This window comes from Actinomyces sp. HPA0247 (assembly GCA_000411415.1).
Lineage (GTDB): Bacteria > Actinomycetota > Actinomycetes > Actinomycetales > Actinomycetaceae > Pauljensenia.
Genome location: KE150450.1, coordinates 808,158 through 827,219 on the forward strand (window position 1 = coordinate 808,158; position 19,062 = coordinate 827,219).

Sequence of the window (19,062 nt, forward strand, 5' to 3'; positions counted from 1 at the left end):
GGCGCGGACGGCTCGCGGGCGGGCCGCCGGCCACGGGCACACCCAGCAGCCCGGCCCACAGCAAGCAGCCCGGCACACACAGCGGCCGGGGCCTCCGGCGCTCGGAACACCAGCATCGCCACAACCAATGTTTCACGTGAAACATCTGCCCATCCACCGGCCCCGTTACCCCGTATCGCCCGGAAAGTGGCACACTTGACCTATACGGTTATACGTAAGTTCACGCAAGACTTCATGCAAAGGATGGCATGCCTTGACTCAGCCTTCGACCAATGGCGGCACCCCGGCCTCGTCCGGCCGGACCCCCGCGCAGGGAAACCGCCTCGATCCCTGGTACGACGTCTACGCGGACCGCGCGCACAACCTGCGCGCATCCGAGATTCGAGCTCTCTTCTCCGTCGTGTCGCGTCCCGAGGTCGTCTCCCTCGCTGGCGGTATGCCGAACCTGAAGGACCTGCCACTCGATAAGCTGGCGGCGTCCGCGGAGAAGCTGGTGCGCAACCACGGCGCGCAGGCCATGCAGTACGGCAGCGGCCAGGGCTGGGAGGTGCTGCGCGAGCGCATCACCGAGGTCATGGGCTACGACGGCATCGTCGGCGCCGACCCGGACGACGTGGTGGTCACGACGGGTAGCCAGCAGGCGCTCGACCTCGTCACCGAGCTCTTCGTGAACCCGGGCGACGTCATCCTCGCCGAGGCCCCCTCCTACGTGGGTGCTCTGGGCGTGTTCCGCGCGCGCCAGGCCGACATCGTGCACGTGCCGATGGACGAGCACGGCATCATTCCCGAGGCCCTGGAAGAAACGATCCGCAGCGTGCGCGCCTCGGGCCGCACGATCAAGTTCATCTACATCATTCCGAACTACCACAACCCCGCCGGCGTCACGCTGTCCGCCGAGCGCCGCCCGATCATCGCCGAGATCTGCCTGCGCGAGCACGTCCTGATCGTCGAAGACAACCCCTACGGCCTGCTCGGCTTCCACAGCGACCCGCTGCCGGCCATTGCCTCGTACAGCCCCGAGGGCGTCGTCTACCTGGGTTCGTTCTCGAAGATGTTCGCCCCCGGCTTCCGCATCGGCTGGGCGTACGCGCCGCACGCGATCCGCGCGAAGCTGGTCCTGGCGCTCGAGTCCGCAATCCTGTGCCCGTCGATGGTCGGCCAGATGGCGATCGCCGACTACCTGAGCAACTACGACTGGTACGGCCAGGTGAAGTCCTTCCGCTCGATGTACGCGGAGCGTTGCCGCGCGATGCTCACCGCGCTCGAGGAGTTCATGCCGTCGTGCACGTGGACGGTCCCCGACGGCGGCTTCTACACGTGGGTGACGCTGCCCGAGGGCCTCGACGCGAAGGCCATGCTGCCCCGCGCGGTGCGCGCACAGGTCGCGTACGTGTCCGGCACGGCGTTCTACTACGACGGCTCGGGATCAAACCACATGCGCCTGTCCTTCTGCTACCCCACTCCCGAGGAGATCCGCGAGGGCGTGCGTCGCCTCTCGACGGTCGTCAACGCGGAGAAGGAAATCGTCGATATGTTCGGTACCGCCTCGGGCAACGAGGCCGGGGCCGGGTCCGACCGCTAACAGTTACCCGAGGAGATACCCCCATGGCTACCAAAGTTCTGATTATCGCCGGCGGTCTGACGCACGAGCGTGACGTGTCGGTTCGTTCGGGTCGTCGCGTCGCGAACATCCTGACGCAGTTCGGCTACGAGGTCCTCATTTCCGACGTTGATGCATCCCTCGCCGAGGCTATTGAGTCATTCTCCCCCGACGTGGTGTGGCCACTGGTCCACGGTTCGATCGGCGAGGACGGCTCCCTGCAGTCCTTCCTGGAGTCCGTGGGAATCCCCTTCGTCGGCTCTTCCTCGGTGCAGGCGATGCTCGCCTCGAACAAGCCCACGGCGAAGGCTCTGCTGGGCTCTGCGGGACTCGCGACGCCCGGTTGGGTGACGCTGCCGCAGGCGATTTTCCGCCAGCTGGGTGCTTCACACGTGCTCTCCGCTCTCGAGGGCTCGGTGTCCTTCCCCGTCGTTATCAAGCCGACCGACGGTGGTTCTGCGCTCGGTATTTCGACCGCGAAGGACGCGAAGAGCCTGCGCCGCGCGATGGTGGATGCCTTCGCTTACGGCCAGCGCCTGATGGTCGAGCAGCGCATCGACGGGCGCGATGTGGCCGTTTCTGTGGTCGACCTGTGGGACGGTCCCCAGGCGCTGCCCCCGGTGGAAATCTCGACGGATCGCGGCCGTTACGACTACGACGCGCGCTACACGACGGACGAGACCGAGTATTTTGTGCCCGCGCGTCTCTCTGAGGAAATTCTGGCGGACCTCCAGGCCGCGGCCGTCGAGGCCCACACGACGCTGGGCCTGCGGGACCTGTCCCGCATGGACTTCGTGGTCGACGACGAGGGCACCTGCTGGTTCATCGATGCGAACGTCGCACCCGGCATGACGGACACGTCGCTCCTCCCCCAGGCTGCAGACGCGCTCGAGGATTCGTCGTTCGCTCAGCTGTGCGCCGACATCGTGGACTTCGTGGCCGGCGGCCGCGACGTGCACGGCATCGACTACGTCATCGACGAGGAGGGCACCGGCGTCATCATCTCCGAGGAGGACGAGGAAGCCGCGGCCACCGAGGAGTAAACCGCTCATTCATCGCACTGTGGGTCCGGGAGGATGATCCTCCCGGGCCCACATGTTTCACGTGAAACAATCGCCAGTCCATCGCACAATACAACGACGGACACGCTCTATCACCGACCGATTGTGGCGCCCACAATCGGTGAATTCGAGCCAAATAAAGTGAGGACATCTCAGCTGCCCGAAGGGGCTGCCTAATGCCCTCACTGTAGGGCGCTACGGCTGTCCGACGCTGACGCGTATAGGGTGGACTGCCTTCTGACCCCTACCAGCGCTAGCGTAGCACATGTAGGGTACGCTCCGTGTCCACGGTGGTATGACGTTCGCGCGCACGATCGAGAACGCGGCCAATGTTGTTTCACGTGAAACATTGTCTGCTTCCGCCAAGCGGGCTAATCCCGCCGGCGATCATTCGTGAAAAATAGTGCTACACACCGACGAGAGCACACAATTGAGTGAAATTTTCGTTCTCTGTATGGCTCTGTGTCGTTCTGGGCTATCTGACTAATAGCTCGCTTCGCCGACACAGAGGCTCTCAGAAAAGAAAACCAAGCTCCTTCAGACGCTTCTCAGCGTCCTCCGCACCCTTCCAGACGACACCTCGGACACCGAGTAGCTCGGCCGCACGCACATTCTCGCGACGGTCGTCGATGAACGCGACGTTCTCGTGGGAAACATCGAGGCGCACAAGCACGTCTCGGTAGATGCCGCGCGACGGCTTGCAAATGCCGTGATCACAGGAGAAGGCAAAGAAGTCGAAGAGACTCCCCCACTCCGAGCGACGGATCGCCTTAGCGATCGGATACGGAGCGTTCGACAAAATACCGACGCGCACTGCCTGCCGACGCAGTTGGCGCACCAAACCAAGCGTGGCCTCGTTCGCTTTCGCCATCCGTGACGCATCCAGAGCAACGAGCTGCTTCAAGAGAGCATGAGATGGCTCCGGCTGCCCGCAATCACCAGCAATACGATCCCAGAACTCACGATCAGACATGCCCGCGTCGTACTCTCCGCGGTGTGCCCACATCGCCTGATCGACGAGCGACGTGAGGCCTCGTGAGTCGTCGCCGAACAACTCGGCGATTGCGTGCGGGTCCGGATGGGCGTCGACGAGGACTCCACCGACATCGAAAAGCACGGTGCGCGAACTGCCTTGGGCGTTCATGCCTTTCGCTCCTTCTGGTACTGCGAGGGCCCGACGACGGACCCTTAAAGGTAGTTTAAGCGTAAATTCAGCCAAAGATTAGGCCAGGAAATGTCATATAAAGAACATACCGCGCCTGATCTGCGGAAAGAATTATGAAGTTTGATCAGTGAAGAATAAGGTCTGCAATTCGCTGAAGATCATCAGATCCCGCGAATTCGATGACGATTCGCCCCTTCTTACGCCCCTCCGTGATAGTCACGCGCGTATCGTACGCGTCGGCCAGGGCCGACACGACGCTCTCACCCAGCGGCGACAGTGGACGCTGCTGGCGGGCGCGCGGACGGGGCGTTGCCTTCGCCTTTCCGAGGCGGACAATCTCTTCGGTGGTACGCACGGAGAGACCCTCGGCAACGATGCGCTCAGCCAGCCGTTCCATCTCCTCTGCCGTCGACAGGGACAGCAGAGCGCGGGCATGGCCCGCTGTGATGACCTGAGCGGCCACCTTCTTTTGGACGGACGGGGGGAGCTTGAGCAGGCGCAGGGTGTTGGCAATCTGCGGGCGCGAGCGGGCGATTCGCTTGGCGAGCTCTTCCTGAGTCGCTCCGAAATCCGCCATGAGCTGCTGATATGCACTCGCTTCTTCCAACGGGTTGAGCTGGGCCCGGTGGAGGTTTTCCAAGAGCGCGTCACGGAGCAGGTCCCCGTCGTCCGTCTCTCGGATGATTGCCGGAATCGTGGTTTCGCCGGCGAGCTCGGAGGCGCGCAGGCGGCGCTCACCCATGATCAGCTCGTAGCGTGCATCGGGTTTCTCGGCGAGGAACTCCTGAAGCTTCTCGGATCGACCCGTTGCGGGGATGCTACGAACGACGACGGGCTGAAGAACGCCCACCTCCTTGATTGAGGCGGAGAGTTCCTTCAGATCGTCCTCATCGAAGACCTCGCGAGGCTGCTTCGTATTGGGAACGATCTGATCGATCGCAATTTCAGCGAAGGAAGCACCGGGAACCGGAAGAAGTTCATGATCGGTGGATGTTTCACGTGAAACATCCTGGTCCGCATGAGTATCGGCGGCACCACCGGGAGCCGTCGAAACAGGTTGACGCGCCGCACTCGCCCGGGAATCTGAGCCATTGATTCCACCACCGAGGCCACTGCGAGAGCCGCCTGCGCGTCGTCCACCTGCCGCCTCGACGGACGGCATGGTCGGGCGCTTCTTCTTCGACGAGGCGGCGGCACGCTTGGGCTGGAGAAGATCCTTCGCGGATCCTCCCCTCTTGCCGGCGGAGCTACCTTCGGGGAAGAACACGTCCAGGGGACGGGACGGGGTGGAGGGTGCGGCTTGCGGCGTCTGCTCACTAGCCTGAGGAATCAGGGCCCCGAGACCCCGGCCGAGACCGGAATGCTTGCGAGCGCCCTTACGGCCCTCAGACTTCGATGATGCATCCGCCATTGCAATACTCCTTCAATTGCGTCGGTTCATTGTTTCACGTGAAACAATGCCATGGGATCACCTAGTGAGCGTCGTTCGTCACTTTGCTGCACCAATGGTCACACACTCTGACTAATACGTGCCGATCTGCGGAAACATGCGGAAAACTCCGTATGTTTCACGTGAAACAACCACTATCCAGCTGCGGAAAGGCGCTGACACAGCTCCAGCGCGGCCTTACGATACGCGATCGCACCAACGTTGCGCGGGTCGTAGGTGATGACCGTCTGGCCGTAGCTCGGAGCCTCGGAAATGCGCACGGAACGCGGAATGACAGTCTCAAATGTCTGCTCGGGGAAGTGGGAGCGCACCTCGCTCTCGACCTCCTCGGACAGCCGCGTGCGCTTGTCCGCCATCGTCAGGAGCATGCCCGACACACGCAGGCCAGGGTTGAGATCCACGCCAATGCGCTCGACCGTGTTCCAGAGCTGGCTCAGGCCCTCAAGTGCGTAGTACTCGGCCTGAATCGGGATCATGACCTCGTCCGCGGCCACCATGACGTTCAGGGTCACGAGGCCGAGGGACGGCGGGCAGTCGATCAGGACGATGTCAATGTCCTGATGCTCGGCGACATACTCACGCAGAGCATCCCGCAAGCGATATTCGCGCCGGTCGACGTCAACGAGTTCGATCTCGGCACCAGACAGGTCGATCGTGGCCGGGCAGACGAGGATCCCATCGATATCGGGGCACGGCTGCACGACGTCCGCGACGCTGGCACCGCCGATGATGACGTCGTACGTGGAGGGCGTACCGGCCGGGTGCGGGACACCGAGAGCGCTGGACGCATTACCCTGGGCGTCGGCGTCAACAACGACCACCGACAATCCACCAATCGCGAGGCCCGCCGCGATGTTCACGGCCGACGTCGTCTTACCGACGCCCCCCTTCTGGTTCGCAACGGCAATAATGCGCGTGTGATCGGGGCGCGGGAATGTCGCGCGCTCGAGCATGGCCAGATCGCGCAGGTTGCGCTCGATCTGAGTCGACAGAGGGGTGTTGTTGGTACTCACGTGACACCTTCCTAGATACTGCCCCTAGTTTACGGGGAGACGCACACACTTCCAGCACGAAAGGCCCGTGATGCATCGAGGTGCACACAATCCCACTGACACAAGAAACAGCGATGCAAAAACTCTTCTGTAGGATCGATTCTCCCGGCCATCAATACAACCCAGACGAACGGTCAATCGAGGGAATCGATCTGACGGAACAACACTTCATTGTGTCCTGCGTCACTATATAAGGAGAGCGTCGCAGCAACCACCGCGACGCTCCCCTCCCCCACTCGGGGGACGCACTACTTGATGCGCGTACAGACCACCACGTACGTGGATTCGTCCTCCATGATGGAGGGCACCTCGTGGATCTCGGCGCGCAGGTGGTGACGACGCAGCTCGGCCGAGGCCTCGTCCACCTCGATTGGAGCGCGGCGACCCTTGAGGGCCACGAGCGATCCGCCGGGGGCGATGAGCTTGGACGTCATGCGCACGAGCTTGCTCATGTTCGCGACGGCGCGGGCGGTGACCACGTCGGCCTTGCCCTTGCCACGCAGTTCCTCGGCGCGGGCCTGGTGGATCGTCACGTTGTCGAGGCCGAGGTCCTCCACGACGTCCATCAGCCACTCTACGCGGCGCGCCATGGGCTCGGCGAGGTGCACGTCGAGCTCGGGGCGGCAGGCGGCGATCACGATGCCGGGGAGGCCCGAGCCGGAGCCGACGTCGAGGACCTGGCGGCCGTCCTTGCGCGGCATGAAGTCCAGGACGGCGGCGGAGTTGACGATGTGGCGCGACCAGATGCGCTCCATGTCGCGAGGGCCGAGGAGGCCGCGGATCTCGCCCTCCTCCTCGAGCATGCGCGCGTACTCGGCGACCTCGGCGAAGGCCGGTCCGAAGAACTCGCGGACGGCCGGCGTGGGCTCTTCTGGGACGAAGGGGTCGCCGACCTGGCGACCCCTTCCCGTCCCGTTCGGGTTCTCACTCACCGTCGGATTCCTCGGGGAGGATGACGACGCGGCGGTGGGGCTCGGCGCCCTCGGACTCGGAGGTGAGGCCCTCGTCGGCGACCACGTCGTGGCACACCTTGCGCTCGAAGGGGTTCATGGCGTCGAGCTTGACGGCCTCGCCGGTGGCGCGCACGCGGGCGATGGCCTCGCGGGTGATGTCCTGGAGTTCTTCCTTGCGCTCGGCGCGGAAGCCGGCGATGTCGAGCATGAGGCGCGAGCGCTCGCCGGTCTCGGTCTGGACGGCCAGGCGGGTGAGCTCCTGGAGGGCGTCCAGGACCTCGCCGTCCTCGCCCACGAGGCGGTCGAGGGCGTCGGGGTCGTCGGCGACGATTTCGACCGAGGCGCGGCCGTTTTCGACGTCGATTTCGATGTCGCCGTCGAGGTCGGCGATGTCGAGGAGTTCTTCCAGGTAGTCGGCGGCGAGCTCGCCTTCTTCTTCGAGGCGGGTCAGCTTGTCTGCGTTGTCGTCACTCATGACGTGTCCTCCGTAGTGGGGAATGGGGTCTTGCTGGTGTCCAGGTTACCGGCTGGCGGCCTGGAACCGTGAATCTGTGGTGGTCAGCGCTTGTTGCCGCGGCGGCGGGCCTTGCGGCGCTCGATGCGGCGACGCTCGATTTCCTCGGCGCTGAGCGATCCGTGGCCGGCCTGGGCCTCGGCGCTCTCGGAGGCGTCCTTCGACGAGGCCTTGGCGGCCTCGCGCTCGAGGGCGCGGCGGTCGCGGACCTGCTTCTGCAGTTCGGCGCGCTGAGCGGAGGCTTCCTGCTTGGCGATGCGCTTCTCGACGGCGAGGGCGAGGCCGCGCATCCACTGCTCGTCGGGGAGGGTCGTCCACTTCTGGGTGGCCAGGTTGCGGTAGACGGTGACGATCTCGCCGGTGGTCATGGAGGCGGGGAAGTCGGAGGCGACGTGCTGCTTCTTGGCCTTGGAGCGAACCTCGGCGAGGGTGCGCTCGTTGAGTTCGTCGACGCGCGGGTCGGTGGCGCTGTTGCCGAGGGCGGCGCGCTCACGGTCGTAGTTCTGGAAGTAGGGCTTGGCCCATTCCTGGTAGCCGGCCTCGCGCGAGGCGAGGAGGTCGACGTAGGCGGGGGAGCCGGGGGTGGGCATGACCTTGATGGTCCAGAAGGACTGGGCGAGGGCCCAGAAGGAGGCGGTCACGGTGTAGATGACGACGCCCATCTGGAAGAACGCGCCGGAGAAGATGAACATCAGCGGCATCACGTACATCATGGAGCGCTGCGACTGGGCCATCGGGTTGTCGCCCATGTCGGGCATGTTGCGCGAGAAGGACAGGCGCATGGAGGCAAACTGCAGGACGACCATGAGGACGATCGCGGCGATGAAGACCGCGACGATGGCGGGCTGGCCCCACGAGTCGCGCAGCGTGTGAGAGAGCGGGACGCCGAAGACGGTCGAGTTGACGATCTCGGTGGACACGGACGCGGTGAGCGGGCCGAGGTGGTCGGTCGAGTCGCCACGGTAGGTGTAGGTGCCGGCGGAGATGGAGGAGACCGCGATGATGGCGCGGTACATGCCGAAGAGGACAGGCATCTGCACGAGCATGGGCAGGCAGGAGGCGAAGGGCGAGACCTTGTGCTTGCGCTGGAGGGCCTGGGTCTCTTCCATCATCTTCTGACGGCTGACCTGGTCCTTCTTGCCCTTGTACTTCTCCTGGATCTTGCGCATTTCGGGCTGGATGGCCTGCATGGCGCGCGAGGAGCGGATCTGCTTGAGGAACAGCGGGATGATGGCGATGCGCACCAGGATGGTGAGCAGCACGATGGACAGGACCCACGCCATGCCGGAGCCGGAGGACATTCCGAGCAGCACGAGGAGGTCGTGGATCCAGACCCACACGTAGGAGATCGCCCACGCGAAGGGGTGGAGGATTGCGTCGAACATAGTTTTCGCTTTCGCCGTGGCGCGGGTGCGCCGCTGTGTCGTTGTTCCTTATATTCCCGAGGCCGTGGCAGGTTACTCGGTCAAGTCGTGTTCCGGGTCCAGTCCCATGGGGGCGGGGCGTTCCCAGTTGTCGTGCCCAGCCCAATCCTCGGGCGGAATCCAGGGGTCGGGCTTCCAGCGTCCACGCTCTGGTACGTGGTCTACTCCGCCGTGGCTCCAGGGGTTGCATCGCAGGAGCCGCCAGGAGGCGAGGATGATTCCTTTGATGGGCCCGTGGACACGGACCGCTTGGAGCGCGTAGGTGGAGCAGCTGGGGGCGTATCGACACCGGGGGCCGAGGGCCGGGGAGATGTAGCGCTGGTAGGCGACGATGGGGGCGGACACGAGCGCACCGAGGGCACGGCCCGCGACGCTCATCGTGCGTCCCACTTGCGCCACGCTCGCGCCATGACGCGGTCGAGGTGCTCGCCGAGTTCCTTGGAGGGGACGCCGAGGGCCTTGCGTGAGGCCCTCACGACGACCCGTGCTCCGTCGGGAAGATCGGCGACTCGGTCCCGCATGAGGTGGCGCAGCTGTCGCTTGACGCGGTTGCGTCCGTTGGCGCGCTTGATTTCCCGCTTGGGTACGACGAAACCGACGAGGCGACTGTTGCGTTCCTCGTCGGCTCGGACGTGGACGACGACCAGCGGATCTCCTGCTCGCGTTCCTTGTCGGATTGCGGCGGTGAAATCCGCTGGGTCAACCATGCGGTGCGCGCGCGGCAGCACCGGTGTGTCTCAGGCGGACAGCTTGGCGCGGCCCTTGCGGCGGCGGGCAGCCAGAATGGCGCGGCCGGCGCGGGTCGACATGCGCAGACGGAAGCCGTGCGTCTTCGAACGACGACGGTTGTTGGGCTGGTAGGTCCGCTTGGTGGTCACGGCAATTCTCCTCGGCGGGGAGTGGTTTCCCACTCGTATCGGTTGGGCTATCGACACGCGGTGCGCGCGATAGCGGGGACGCACGCCCGAAATGGGCGCAAACAAAGACCAAGACTAAGCGGATTGGGGGCGCACGTCAATGCGGCGACGTTACCCACCACGTCACACACAGTATCCACAGCTGTGCAAATCGCTGTGGATTGGACTCGTCCACAGAACGTGGATGACGAAAGTTATCCACAGGCTGTGTGTATTTTTGCTTTCCGCACGCTGATGCGGACCCAAAGTTGTAACTACAGGCCTGTGATTCTGTGATAGTTCTCCACAGCTTCATCCCCAGTCTGTGCATAACATGTGCGCGGACTACACTGCATGCATGTACAAGCGTCACGCACATCACCGAAAAGTCGTGACCGAACTCACCTGTTTTTGTGACCGGAGGTTGCCGTGGAGTCGGATTCCCTCACACGCGCGTGGGCTGCGGCCCTCGACGCGGTCCCCACGAATGAGCTGGGGCCCGTCGCCACGTCGATGCTGCGCTCCGCACGCCCCCTCGGCGACATCGAAGGCACGATCCTGCTCGCCGTCCCCAACGACTTCACCAAGCAGTGGATTGAAGATAAGGCACAGTCAAAGCTGACGACCGCCCTGTCCGTGCACCTGGGCCGCACCGTACGCATCGCGATCACCGTCGACCCCTCCATCGAGGTCGTCACCGAAGAGGAAGATAAGGAAGAGCCCACCCCGGTCACTCCCGAACCCGCGCCCGCTACGCCCGCGCCCGCCCCGGCCTCGTCGAAGGAGGACCGCGAAGAGCACCACTCCCCCGCCCTGGCCTCCTCGAACGCCGACTCGGGCCCGACGCACCTGAACCCAAAGTTCACCTTCGACACCTTTGTGATCGGCCCCTCGAACCGTTTCGCACACGCCGCGGCCCTGGCGGCCTCCGAGAGCCCGGGAACGGCGTTCAATCCCCTCTTTATCTACGGCGACTCCGGGCTGGGCAAGACGCACCTGCTGCAGGCCATCGGCCACAACGCGCTGTCGATGATGCCCCACCTGAAGGTCCGCTACGTCAACTCCGAAGAGTTCACGAACGAGTTCATTAACGCGATTCGCCTCAATAAGACGGACAACTCCCAGGTCGAGGCGTTCCACCGCCGCTACCGCGAGCTCGACATCCTCCTCATCGACGACATTCAGTTCATCGGCGACAAGGAGCAGACGGTGGAAGGCTTCTTCCATACCTTTAATGCTCTGCACAGCGCCAACAAGCAGATCGTGCTGACTTCCGACCTGCCCCCGGCTCAGCTCAAGGGCTTCGAGGACCGCATGCGTTCGCGCTTCTCCTCCGGCCTGCTCGTGGATGTTCAGCCGCCGGACCTGGAGACCCGCATCGCAATCCTGCACAAGAAGGCGGACGCCGAGGGCCTCGAGGTCACGCCTGAGGTCTTCGAGTACGTGGCCTCGCGCATCTCCTCGAACATCCGTGAGCTGGAGGGCGCGCTCGTGCGCATCGGCGCGTGGGCGTCGCTGTACCAGGAGCGCATCGACCTGAATCTCGCGCAGATGATGCTCAAGGACTTCGTGTCCAACCCGGACGACAACGAGATCACCGTCAGCCTCATTATGAGCCAGTGCGCCGTCTACTTCGGCGTGACGATCGAGCAGATGGGCTCCTCGGAGCGCAGCCACAACGTCGTCGAGGCCCGCCAGATCGCCATGTACCTGTGCCGCGAGCTCACCGACCTGTCGCTGCCCAAGATCGGACAGGCCTTCGGACGCGACCACACGACGGTCATGCACGCGAACAAGAAGATCTCCAAGCTCATGAAGGAAAAGCGCGAGACCTTCAACCACGTGTCGGAGCTTACAAACCGCATTAAGCAGAAGGCCAGAGAGTCGTGAAAGCCGCGCGGGCGCTGAGATAAGTCGGCGCCCGCGCTCAATTCACAGGAGTTGTGCACAGGCGGTGCACGAACGGGCTCGAGCTGTGGAGAAAAAGAGCCCTCCTGTGGATCTCAAAATGTTGTCATTTGCTTCGTGCACAGGACCACGTGACGAATCCACAGCCTCGTCCCAGAATGACAACACAGAGATTTGACTGAAATTACGCCGCATAAGGGAGTTTTCCACAGAACTCACAACCCTTATGATGGAGGGACAGTCACATAACAAAAATTTTTTCACAGGCCTCCGTACAACAACGGCGACGCCGACGCGACACGATGGCGCACGCGAGGCGAATTTCCTGCCCCACGTGCGCACACTTGTGGGTAAAGTAGTATCCGATCCGTTTTGTGTTTTGGAGGCAGCTATGAAGTTCACCGTCGCCCGCGATGTTCTGGCCGAAGCCGTGTCGTGGACCGCCCGCGCGCTCCCGGTGCGTCCGGCCTCGCCGATCCTGGCTGGCGTGCGCATCAAGGCTGAGGGCGACGAGCTGACCCTGTCCTCCTTCGACTACGAGGTCTCCGCGAACTCGCACATTCCCGCCACCGTCGACGAGGCCGGCGAGGTTCTGGTCTCCGGACGCCTCCTGGCAGACATCTCTAAGTCACTGCCCTCCAAGCCTGTCTCCGTCGAGCTCGATGGCCAGAAGGTGAACCTGGTCTGCGGATCCTCGCACTTCACGCTCGCGGTGATGCCCCTGGACGAGTACCCGCTGCTGCCCGCACAGCCCACCACTGTTGGCGCGATCGACTCCTCGACGCTGTCGCAGGCCGTCTCCCAGGTGTCGATTGCCGCGTCGCGCGACGACACCCTGCCGCTGCTGACGGGCGTGCGCATCGAGATCAACGGCCCGGCGATCACGCTGCTGGCCACCGACCGCTACCGCCTCGCCATGCGCGAGCTGGATTGGGAGCCCGCCGACACCTCGATCGAAGAGGTCGCCCTGGTCAAGGCCCGCATCCTCCAGGACGTCGCCAAGTCGATGACCTCGGGTGCCAAGGTCGAGGTCGGCCTGTCCGGCGAATCCCAGCCCGGCGCCTCGTCCCTCATCGGCTTCACCGCCCAGGGCCGCCGCACCACCTCGACCCTCATGGACGGCGACTACCCCGCCGTGCGTCGCCTCTTCCCCGAGACCACGCCGATCCAGGCCGTCGTCGATCGTCACGCGCTGCTCGAGGCCGTCAAGCGTATGTCGCTGGTCGCCGAGCGCAAGACCTCCGTGCGCCTGGCTTTCACCGAGGGCCAGCTGGTCCTCGAGGCCGGTCAGGGCGACAACGCCCAGGCCTCCGAGGCCATCGAGGCGACCCTGCATGGCGACGACATTTCGACCGCGTTCAACCCGCAGTTCCTCATCGACGGCCTGCAGGTCCTGGACACCGACTACGTGCGCTTCGGCTTCACCCACCCCACGAAGCCGGCCGTCATCACGGGCCAGAAGAAGGCCGACGAGGGCGAGGTCACGCAGTTCCGCTACCTGCTGATGCCCATCCGCTTCGGCATCTGACGTGCGCGTCTCCCACCTGGCCCTCGACGACTTCCGCTCCTGGAAGCACGGGGTCGTCGAGCTGCCCGAGGGCCCTACGGTCCTGGTGGGCGCGAACGGCCAGGGAAAGACGAACCTTGTCGAGGCGCTCGCCTACCTGTCCACGTTCTCGTCGCACAGGGTCGGCGCGGAGGGCGCGCTCGTGCGCATCCCCATCGACGAGGCCGAGGCCGCCCCGGGTGGCGCCGTCATCCGCGCGCGGGTCGTGGCCTCGGGCCGCGAGCAGGTCATCGAGCTGGAGATTGTGCGCGGCAAGGCCAATCGTGCGCGCATCAACCGTGCGCAGGTGAAGCCCCGCGAGATTCTGGGCATCGTGCGCACGGTCGTGTTCGCCCCCGAGGATCTGTCCCTCGTACGCGGCGACCCGTCGGTGCGCCGCTCTTTCCTGGATGACCTGGCCACGCAGCTCTCCCCCATCCACGCCTCCGTGCGCTCCGACTTCGATCGTGTTGCGCGCCAGCGCGCCGCGCTCATGAAGGCCGCCCAGGCCTCGATCCGCCGCGGCCAGTCCCCCGACCTGTCGACCCTCGAGATCTGGGATCAGCAGTTTGCAGCGCTGTCCGCGCGCATCACGGCCACGCGCGCGTCCATCGCGTCGCGCCTGGAAGAGCCGGCCGCGCGCGCCTACGACGACGTGGCCGACTCCCCGCGCCACCTGCGCCTCGCCTTCGACGCCTCGGTTGACCGCGTCATCGGCACCGACCCCGATAACCCGGCCAGCGCGGACCTCACCGACGCGGAGGCCCAGACGCAGCGCATGCTCGCCGCCCTGACGTCCGTGCGCGAGAAGGAAACCGAGCGCGGCGTCAACCTCGTCGGCGCACACCGCGACGACCTGACCCTGGGCCTCGGCGCGATGCCCGTCAAGGGTTACGCGTCCCACGGCGAATCCTGGTCGGTCGCCCTCGCCCTGCGCCTCGGCGCCTTCGAACTCCTCAGCGACGATGGCGACACCCCGATCCTCATCCTCGACGACGTCTTCGCCGAGCTCGACTCCTCGCGCCGTGAGGGCCTGGCCGCCCTGGCCTCGAAAGCCGAGCAGATCATCGTCACCTGCGCGGTCGCTGGCGACCTGCCCGCCTCCCTCGACCACCACGCCCTGCACGTGCGCCTCGACCCCGAGCGCGGCACCGTCATCGACGGACCCGACGATGAGTGAGTGTGGCGGCCGCGCCGACGCGGACTTCTCCGACGCGGACTTCTCCGACGCTGGCCTGGAGCCCGGGGTCGTGGGCTTCGGCGATGCCCCCGACGAAGAAGCCGACGAGTTCGTCGTCCGCGCCCTCGAACGCGCCCAAAGCGTCGCCCGCACGCACGGATACACCCGCTCGACCCTGCCCTCGTGGGGCCTCGACGAAACGCGGCCCCGCCGCAGCCTCGACGGAACCAGCGAATATGCCGCCATCGAAACCGACGGCTTCGGACGCCTCGCCGGCAGTGAGGACGATGCCCAGGCGCGAGCCGCAGCCCGAGCCGCCGCCTACCGTCACGCCAATGGAATCGAGGCCCCGGCCTCGTCGAATGAGGAGGACCCCGAGGGAGACCTCGCGGCCCTGCGCCAAGCCCTCGAGGGAACCGGCGCCTCGTGGAGCCGCGCACCCGGCATGGCCGCCATGCGCCCGCGCTACCGCCGGGCCAACTCGCTGGGCGCGATCCTGGCGCGCACAATCAAAGCCCGCGAATGGGACACCCCCACGAAAATGGGCTCGATCATGGCGAAATGGCGTGTCATCGTCGGCCCCCAGGTCGCCGAACACGCCCACATCGAGACCTTCGAAGGCCACCGCCTCGTCGTGCGCACCGACTCCACCGCCTGGGCCAAACAGCTCCAGCTCCTCCTGCCCACCATCGAGCGCCGCATCGCCGAAGAGGTCGGCTCGGGCGTCGTCGAACAGGTCATCATCCGAGGCCCCGTCGCCCCCTCGTGGAGGAAAGGCCCCTACGTCGTGCGTGGCCGAGGCCCGCGCGCCGACTACGGGTAGGTCACTAGGCGAGAAAATGAGCGGGGGACTCCCCCACATGGCCGGATTTTGTTAGTCTTCAACTGAATCCCGCACACTAGTGCGAATTTGACGAGGAGTAACAATGAGCAATCCGTACGCACAACAGGGCGGTAACGGGTGGGGAAACAACCCCCAGGGGCAGCAGGGCTACGGCCAGGGCGCCTACGGCGGGCGGCAACCCCAACAGCAGGGCTACGGGAACGGCCAGTATGGCGCCGGGCCCCAGCAGGGCTACGGGCAGAACGCATCCAACCCGTACGGCGCTGCAAACACGCAGAACCCCTACGGTGGGCAGAGCGCGTCCGACCCCTACGGCGGCCAGAGCAACGCAAATCCCTACGGCAGCCAAGGCGGCAACGCCTACGGTATGCAGAACCAGGGCGGCTACCCGCAGGGCTACGGGCAGCCTGGGATGTCGCCGATGGGCGCTCCCCAGCAGAAGTCGAAGACTCCCCTCATCGTTGGCGTCGTCGCGGGCGTCGTCGTCCTCCTCATGATCGGCGGCCTCGTGGTCTGGGGCCTGCTCGGCTCCGGTTCGAGGAGCGCCTCTGAGCCGTCCTCGGATCCCTCTTCGTCCTCGTCGGGCGGTTCCTCGAGCGGTTCCGGTTCGGGGTCGTCAAGTGGTTCCGGCTCGTCGAGTGGTAGCAAGGGCTCGGGTTCCTCGAGCGGTTCCGGCTCGTCGAGCGGTAGCAAGGGCCCCGGTTCGTCGAAGGGCAACAACGGTTCGAAAGACCACTACGAAGCTGATCTTGCCGGCAACACCGTCCACGTCGAGAGCACGAAGATCGAGTTGGGCCCGACTGACGACGACGGTGACCCGACTGTAGTCGCAACCTACACGGTCACCAACAACAACAAGAGCGAGGACGTGAGTGCCTTTCTTGCGCTACCCATGATGTATCAGAACGATCAGTTCCTGGAATCCGCGACATTCATGAAGAAAGATCTCCCGGGCTACGACCCCATCGATCTGTTGAAGAAAATGAATGTGGGCGAGACCAAGACAGTCGTCATCGGCTACAAGCTCAAGAGCACCACGGACACCGTCACCATCTTCGGACTCGACATGTTCGACACTGACCATGATCTTGAGCCCTTCTTCTGGGATCCGAAGTGATCTGACACCACCCTTGTTGGCCTGCATCGACAGGCACACGCCGCGCTGCGGCGGTGACCGCAATGCAGGCGGTCGCTCCGCCTGAACGCACGCATCGGGGCCGCCCTCCCAGCCGGGAGGGCGGCCCCGTGTGTCCCAGCCGCAACCACAATCGGCATGTGACTCATCACAGTCGAGTTTTCGTTGCAATCACACAGTTTGTAAAGTAACCCTCCGAGCCCGTCAATCCCGGGTACAAGCGCCACTTTTGGTAGAATCTACAAGGTTAAACATCTATTTTCGCGCACTGCGAGGGGAGCCACGTGGCTGACAACGAGAAGACCGCCGAAGGCGAGCAGTCCTACGGCGCATCGGACATCACCGTCCTCGAGGGCCTGGAAGCCGTCCGCAAGCGCCCGGGCATGTACATCGGATCCACCGGCGAACGCGGCCTGCACCACCTGGTGTACGAGGTCGTCGACAACTCCGTGGACGAGGCCCTGGCCGGCTACGCCGACCACATCGAGGTCACGATCCAGGCAGACGGCGGCATCAAGGTCGTCGACAACGGCCGAGGCATCCCCGTCGACGAGCACCCCACCGAGCACAAGCCCACCGTCGAGGTCGTCATGACGATCCTCCACGCCGGCGGCAAGTTCGGCGGCGGCGGATACGCCGTCTCCGGCGGCCTGCACGGCGTCGGCATCTCCGTCGTCAACGCCCTCTCCACCCGCGTCAACACCGAAATCCGCCGCCAGGGCTACGTGTGGCGCATGTCGTTCGCAAACGGCGGCACCCCCATCACCCCCCTCGAACGCGGCGAAGCAACCGACGAAACCGGCACCACGCAGGTCTTCTACCCGGACCCCGAAATCTTCGAAACCGTCGAATTCGACTTCGAAACCCTGCGCCAGCGCTTCCAGCAGATGGCCTTCCTCAACAAGGGCCTGCGCATCACCCTGACCGACGAGCGCGAGTCCGCCACCGACGAAGGCGACGAAATCGCCGGCGGCGAGGAGGCCTCGGACAAGAAGACCAAGGGCCACCGCACCGTCACCTACTGCTACGAGCACGGCCTGCGCGACTACGTCGAATACCTTGACTCCGCCAAGAAGTCCGACACGATCAACAACGAGATCATCGACTTCGAAGCCGAAAACGACGAAGGCACCATGAGCGTGGAAATCGCCATGCAGTGGACCACCGCCTACTCTTCGTCCGTCCACACCTTCGCCAACACCATCAACACCACCGAAGGCGGCATGCACGAGGAGGGCTTCCGCACCGCGCTGACCTCCCTCGTCAACCGCTACGGCCGCGACAAGGGCATCATCCGCGACAAGGACGACAACCTCACCGGTGACGACGTCCGCGAAGGCCTCACCGCCGTCATCTCGATCAAGCTCACCGAGCCCCAGTTCGAAGGCCAGACCAAGACCAAGCTCGGCAACACCGAGGCCCGCACCTTTGTTCAGCAGCAGGTCTACTCCAAGCTCACCGACTGGTTCGACGCCCACCCCGCCGACGCCAAGGCCATCATCGCCAAGGGCCAGGCCGCCCAGGCCGCCCGCGTCGCCGCCCGCAAGGCCCGCGAGGCCACGCGCCGCAAGGGCGTCCTCGAATCCGCCTCCATGCCGGGTAAGTTGCGCGACTGCTCCTCGCGCACGCCATCCGAATGCGAAATCTTCATCGTCGAGGGTGACTCCGCAGGCGGCTCCGCCGTCGGCGGCCGCGACCCCGAACGCCAGGCCATCCTGCCCATCCGCGGCAAGATCCTCAACGTCGAAAAGGCGCGCCTCGACCGAGCCCTGTCCTCGGACACGATCCGCTCCCTCATCACCGCCTTCGGCACCGGCATCGGCGAAGACTTCGACATCTCCAAGCTGCGCTACGGCAAGATCGTCATCATGGCGGACGCCGACGTCGACGGCCAGCACATCGCCACGCTGCTGCTGACCCTCCTCTTCCGCTACATGCGCCCCCTCATCGAGGGCGGCCACACCTTCATCGCGATGCCCCCGCTGTACCGCATCAAGTGGACCAACGCCGAGCACGAATTCGCGTACTCCGACAAGGAACGCGACGAACTGCTCGCCGCCGGCACCGCCGCAAACCGCCGCCTACCCAAGGAAGGCGGCATCCAGCGCTACAAGGGCCTCGGCGAAATGAACGACCATGAACTGTGGGAGACCACCATGGATCCGGAACACCGAATCCTCAAGCAGGTCACCCTCGACGAGGCCGCAGACGCCGACGAAACCTTCACGATCCTCATGGGCGACGACGTCGACCGACGCCGCACCTTCATCCAGCGCAACGCCACCGACGTGCGCTTCCTCGACATCTGACAACACCGCGACCAGCCCAGCCCCG

The 19,062-nt window shown here is 64.8% G+C and carries 17 protein-coding genes; 8 read left to right on the plus strand and 9 right to left on the minus strand.

Annotation, left to right across the window (positions count from 1 at the left end):
- Nucleotides 1-253 precede the first annotated feature (253 nt).
- Together HMPREF1478_RS03270 and HMPREF1478_RS03275 are read left to right on the plus strand one after the other, a co-directional pair.
- Nucleotides 254-1,582 (plus strand): aminotransferase-like domain-containing protein, encoded by a 1,329-nt coding sequence (locus HMPREF1478_RS03270; protein ID WP_016460663.1) that lies wholly within the window; start codon nt 254-256, stop codon nt 1,580-1,582.
- Nucleotides 1,583-1,605: 23 nt separating this feature from the next.
- The gene (locus HMPREF1478_RS03275; protein ID WP_016460664.1) at nt 1,606-2,643 is read left to right on the plus strand and encodes a D-alanine--D-alanine ligase family protein; all 1,038 of its coding nucleotides are present in this window, start codon (nt 1,606-1,608) and stop codon (nt 2,641-2,643) included.
- Nucleotides 2,644-3,175: 532 nt separating this feature from the next.
- Here HMPREF1478_RS03275 and HMPREF1478_RS03280 read toward each other — a convergent pair.
- The 9 genes from HMPREF1478_RS03280 to rpmH all read right to left on the minus strand — a co-directional run bounded on the left by HMPREF1478_RS03280 (nt 3,176) and on the right by rpmH (nt 10,097).
- Nucleotides 3,176-3,805, minus strand: coding sequence for an HAD family hydrolase (locus HMPREF1478_RS03280; RefSeq protein WP_016460665.1), 630 nt, complete (start codon nt 3,803-3,805; stop codon nt 3,176-3,178).
- Nucleotides 3,806-3,950: 145 nt separating this feature from the next.
- Nucleotides 3,951-5,237, minus strand: a complete 1,287-nt coding sequence (locus HMPREF1478_RS03285) for a ParB/RepB/Spo0J family partition protein (protein WP_016460666.1) — start codon at nt 5,235-5,237, stop codon at nt 3,951-3,953.
- 173 nt (nt 5,238-5,410) lie between these two features.
- Nucleotides 5,411-6,289 carry a ParA family protein gene (locus HMPREF1478_RS03290; protein ID WP_016460667.1) on the minus strand — a complete coding sequence of 293 codons (879 nt, stop codon included), beginning with the start codon at nt 6,287-6,289 and terminating at the stop codon, nt 5,411-5,413.
- 287 nt (nt 6,290-6,576) lie between these two features.
- On the minus strand, nt 6,577-7,260 hold the full coding sequence (gene rsmG, locus HMPREF1478_RS03295) for a 16S rRNA (guanine(527)-N(7))-methyltransferase RsmG (protein WP_016460668.1): 684 nt from the start codon (nt 7,258-7,260) through the stop codon (nt 6,577-6,579).
- Complete coding sequence (locus tag HMPREF1478_RS03300; protein WP_016460669.1) at nt 7,253-7,756, minus strand: Jag family protein; 504 nt, start codon at nt 7,754-7,756, stop codon at nt 7,253-7,255. The genes rsmG and HMPREF1478_RS03300 overlap by 8 nt, the downstream gene beginning before the upstream one ends.
- Nucleotides 7,757-7,839: 83 nt before the next feature.
- Nucleotides 7,840-9,180 (minus strand): membrane protein insertase YidC, encoded by a 1,341-nt coding sequence (gene yidC, locus HMPREF1478_RS03305; protein WP_016460670.1) that lies wholly within the window; start codon nt 9,178-9,180, stop codon nt 7,840-7,842.
- Nucleotides 9,181-9,252: 72 nt separating this feature from the next.
- A complete protein-coding gene (gene yidD, locus HMPREF1478_RS03310) occupies nt 9,253-9,597 on the minus strand; it encodes a membrane protein insertion efficiency factor YidD (protein WP_016460671.1) in 345 nt (114 codons plus the stop codon).
- Nucleotides 9,594-9,947: a ribonuclease P protein component gene (gene rnpA / locus HMPREF1478_RS03315; RefSeq protein ID WP_016460672.1), complete on the minus strand. Its 354-nt coding sequence runs from the start codon at nt 9,945-9,947 to the stop codon at nt 9,594-9,596. The genes yidD and rnpA overlap by 4 nt, the downstream gene beginning before the upstream one ends.
- Nucleotides 9,948-9,956: 9 nt before the next feature.
- A complete protein-coding gene (gene rpmH / locus HMPREF1478_RS03320) occupies nt 9,957-10,097 on the minus strand; it encodes a 50S ribosomal protein L34 (protein WP_009212821.1) in 141 nt (46 codons plus the stop codon).
- 447 nt (nt 10,098-10,544) lie between these two features.
- Here rpmH and dnaA point away from each other — a divergent pair, with 447 nt between their 5' ends.
- The 6 genes from dnaA (at nt 10,545) to gyrB (ending at nt 19,037) form a co-directional block, all read left to right on the plus strand.
- Entirely contained in the window at nt 10,545-12,005 is a 1,461-nt protein-coding gene (gene dnaA / locus HMPREF1478_RS03325; RefSeq protein ID WP_016460673.1) for a chromosomal replication initiator protein DnaA, read from the plus strand.
- Nucleotides 12,006-12,414: 409 nt separating this feature from the next.
- Complete coding sequence (gene dnaN / locus HMPREF1478_RS03330) at nt 12,415-13,551, plus strand: DNA polymerase III subunit beta (protein WP_016460674.1); 1,137 nt, start codon at nt 12,415-12,417, stop codon at nt 13,549-13,551.
- A 1-nt stretch (nt 13,552) separates the two neighbouring features.
- Complete coding sequence (gene recF / locus HMPREF1478_RS03335; protein ID WP_016460675.1) at nt 13,553-14,749, plus strand: DNA replication/repair protein RecF; 1,197 nt, start codon at nt 13,553-13,555, stop codon at nt 14,747-14,749.
- On the plus strand, nt 14,742-15,572 hold the full coding sequence (locus HMPREF1478_RS03340; RefSeq protein ID WP_016460676.1) for a DciA family protein: 831 nt from the start codon (nt 14,742-14,744) through the stop codon (nt 15,570-15,572). The genes recF and HMPREF1478_RS03340 overlap by 8 nt, the downstream gene beginning before the upstream one ends.
- A 103-nt stretch (nt 15,573-15,675) precedes the next feature.
- On the plus strand, nt 15,676-16,710 hold the full coding sequence (locus tag HMPREF1478_RS03345; RefSeq protein WP_016460677.1) for a DUF5067 domain-containing protein: 1,035 nt from the start codon (nt 15,676-15,678) through the stop codon (nt 16,708-16,710).
- A gap of 302 nt (nt 16,711-17,012) precedes the next feature.
- Nucleotides 17,013-19,037, plus strand: coding sequence for a DNA topoisomerase (ATP-hydrolyzing) subunit B (gene gyrB, locus HMPREF1478_RS03350; protein ID WP_016460678.1), 2,025 nt, complete (start codon nt 17,013-17,015; stop codon nt 19,035-19,037).
- Nucleotides 19,038-19,062 lie beyond the last annotated feature (25 nt).

Bases quoted from the DNA above. Each gene is read 5' to 3' on its own strand.
- yidC (WP_016460670.1), bottom strand. From the start codon at position 9,180: ATGTTCGACGCAATCCTCCACCCCTTCGCGTGGGCGATCTCCTACGTG.
- HMPREF1478_RS03300 (WP_016460669.1), bottom strand. From the start codon at position 7,756: ATGAGTGACGACAACGCAGACAAGCTGACCCGCCTCGAAGAAGAAGGC.
- HMPREF1478_RS03280 (WP_016460665.1), bottom strand. From the start codon at position 3,805: ATGAACGCCCAAGGCAGTTCGCGCACCGTGCTTTTCGATGTCGGTGGA.
- dnaN (WP_016460674.1), top strand. From the start codon at position 12,415: ATGAAGTTCACCGTCGCCCGCGATGTTCTGGCCGAAGCCGTGTCGTGG.
- HMPREF1478_RS03340 (WP_016460676.1), top strand. From the start codon at position 14,742: ATGAGTGAGTGTGGCGGCCGCGCCGACGCGGACTTCTCCGACGCGGAC.
- HMPREF1478_RS03345 (WP_016460677.1), top strand. From the start codon at position 15,676: ATGAGCAATCCGTACGCACAACAGGGCGGTAACGGGTGGGGAAACAAC.
- yidD (WP_016460671.1), bottom strand. From the start codon at position 9,597: ATGAGCGTCGCGGGCCGTGCCCTCGGTGCGCTCGTGTCCGCCCCCATC.
- HMPREF1478_RS03285 (WP_016460666.1), bottom strand. From the start codon at position 5,237: ATGGCGGATGCATCATCGAAGTCTGAGGGCCGTAAGGGCGCTCGCAAG.
- HMPREF1478_RS03275 (WP_016460664.1), top strand. From the start codon at position 1,606: ATGGCTACCAAAGTTCTGATTATCGCCGGCGGTCTGACGCACGAGCGT.